This window comes from Mycobacterium sp. SP-6446, assembly GCF_001954045.1.
GTDB lineage: Bacteria > Actinomycetota > Actinomycetes > Mycobacteriales > Mycobacteriaceae > Mycobacterium.
On record NZ_MBEM01000208.1, the window covers coordinates 1 to 2,014 of the forward strand.

The following is a 2,014-nucleotide window of genomic DNA, read 5'->3' on the forward strand; positions in this document are numbered from 1 at the left end:
CTGCTGTGCGCGGGCATCACGCTGTTCTCGCCGCTGCGGCACTGGAACGCCGGGGCGAACACCCGCCTGGCGATCATCGGCCTGGGCGGCCTGGGGCACATGGGCGTCAAGCTGGGCGCCGCGATGGGCGCCGAGGTGACGGTGCTGTCGCAGTCGCTGAAGAAGATGGAGGACGGGCTGCGCCTCGGCGCGAGCCACTACTACGCGACGGCCGACCCCGACACCTTCAAGAAGCTGCGCAGCAACTTCGACCTGATCCTCAACACGGTGTCGGCGAACTTGAAGCTCAACGACTACCTCGGCCTGCTCGACGTCGACGGGACGCTGGTCGAGCTCGGCATTCCCGAGCATCCGATGGAGGTCGGCGCGTTCCCGCTGGCGCTGGCGCGGCGCAGCCTGTCCGGGTCGAACATCGGCGGGATCGCCGAGACCCAGGAAATGCTGGATTTCTGCGCCGAGCACGACGTGACGCCCGAAATCGAGCTCATCGAGCCGGACTACGTCAACGAAGCCTACGAGCGCGTGCTCGCCAGCGACGTGCGCTACCGCTTCGTCATCGACATCTCACGCCTGTGAGGCGCCCTCGGCCACACTGCGCCCGCACGCGATCTCTTCAGCGGCCTCGCCATCTTCGTCACCGGGGATAACCTCGCTGACGTCGATGCCGGCCAGCGGCCATCCGGCGGCGGCCAGGGTGGCGGCGACGCGGCGGACGTTCTCCGGGCCGGGGTCGCGATGCGTCAGCTCGGAGATGGTCTCGGCGATCTCGTTGCGGTCGATCACGCCGTCGGTAATCGCGGGTGATCCTTTCGCGGTCAGGTTGCTCACGACCTCCTTGAGCTGATCGGCAGTCAGCGGCGTGCTGCGCAGCAGCGCCATCAGCGGCACCCGGTCGGGACCGGGCACGCCATCGGGGTAGCCGACTTGCAGCCAGCGGATTACCGACCGCAGGAAGTGGGGGTGATTGCGCGAAGAACCGGATGTGGTCACCCCATCAGTGTCATGGCTTCGCGGTCGCCCGCGCCACCGGGGCATCGCCCCGTCCCGACAATTCATGCCCCGTTCACCGCCCGTACCGTCGGGCCGGCAGAATCCCCAGCCGCTGGTCAAAAACGGTTTTGGCGCTTTCTCGTTCGCCGCGCGGAGTACAGTCGAGCCATGACCCGACCCAGCCCGAAGCTTCCCAAGCCAATCGCTTACGTGCATCTCAATAACCCGGGCGATCTGAAACCGGTCCGGGCTTTGCAGCGCGGCTTGGCGGCGCGCCTACGGGACATGGGCCTGGCCGTGCAAACCGAGAGCCTGCGGGAAATGCGCGTCCAGATGGGCCTGGACATGCAGGTCGTGTACGTCAACGTCCGCATGCCGATCCGCGACGGGGTGACGCTGCGCTTACCGGTGATGGCGACGATCGCGCCGAGGTTTTACTCGCCCACCCAGGCCCAACACCTCGACGGCGCCGACGGCCACAACTGATCGACGACCGCCGGCGCGGGTTTCAGAAGTCCCAGTCCTCGTCCTCGGTGACGACGGCCTTGCCGATCACGTACGACGAGCCGGAGCCGGAGAAGAAGTCGTGGTTCTCGTCGGCGTTGGGTGACAGCGCGGACAGGATCGCCGGGTTCACGTCGGTCTCGTCGCGGGGGAACAGCGCCTCGTAGCCGAGGTTCATCAGCGCCTTGTTGGCGTTGTAGCGCAGGAACTTCTTCACGTCCTCGGTCAGCCCGACCTCGTCGTAGAGGTCCTGGGTGTACTCCACCTCGTTGTCGTACAGCTCGAAGAGCAGTTCGTAGGTGTAGTCCTTGAGTTCACCGCGCTTGACCTCGTCGACCAATGCCAGGCCACGCTGGAACTTGTAGCCGATGTAGTAGCCGTGCACGGCCTCGTCGCGGATGATCAGCCGGATCATGTCGGCGGTATTGGTCAGCTTGGCCCGGCTCGACCAGTACATCGGCAGATAGAACCCGGAGTAGAAGAGGAAACTCTCCAGCAGCGTGGAGGCCACCTTGCGCTT

The 2,014-nt window shown here is 65.8% G+C and carries 4 protein-coding genes; 2 read left to right on the forward strand and 2 right to left on the reverse strand.

The window, feature by feature from the left end; translation table 11 throughout:
* Nucleotides 1–576: NAD(P)-dependent alcohol dehydrogenase (locus A5736_RS18940; RefSeq protein WP_139333417.1), on the forward strand; the 576-nt coding region annotated here is incomplete at its 5' end.
* Here A5736_RS18940 and A5736_RS18945 read toward each other — a convergent pair.
* Nucleotides 565–990, reverse strand: coding sequence for a DUF3349 domain-containing protein (locus tag A5736_RS18945; RefSeq protein ID WP_076247954.1), 426 nt, complete (start codon nucleotides 988–990; stop codon nucleotides 565–567). The genes A5736_RS18940 and A5736_RS18945 overlap by 12 nt on opposite strands.
* 168 nt (nucleotides 991–1,158) lie before the next feature.
* Between A5736_RS18945 and A5736_RS18950 the strand changes: the two genes are divergently transcribed.
* Complete coding sequence (locus A5736_RS18950) at nucleotides 1,159–1,476, forward strand: hypothetical protein (protein ID WP_076247956.1); 318 nt, start codon at nucleotides 1,159–1,161, stop codon at nucleotides 1,474–1,476.
* Nucleotides 1,477–1,498: 22 nt separating this feature from the next.
* Here A5736_RS18950 and A5736_RS18955 read toward each other — a convergent pair.
* A partial coding sequence (locus tag A5736_RS18955) for a ribonucleotide-diphosphate reductase subunit beta (RefSeq protein WP_175611332.1) occupies nucleotides 1,499–2,014 on the reverse strand: 516 nt, incomplete at its 5' end.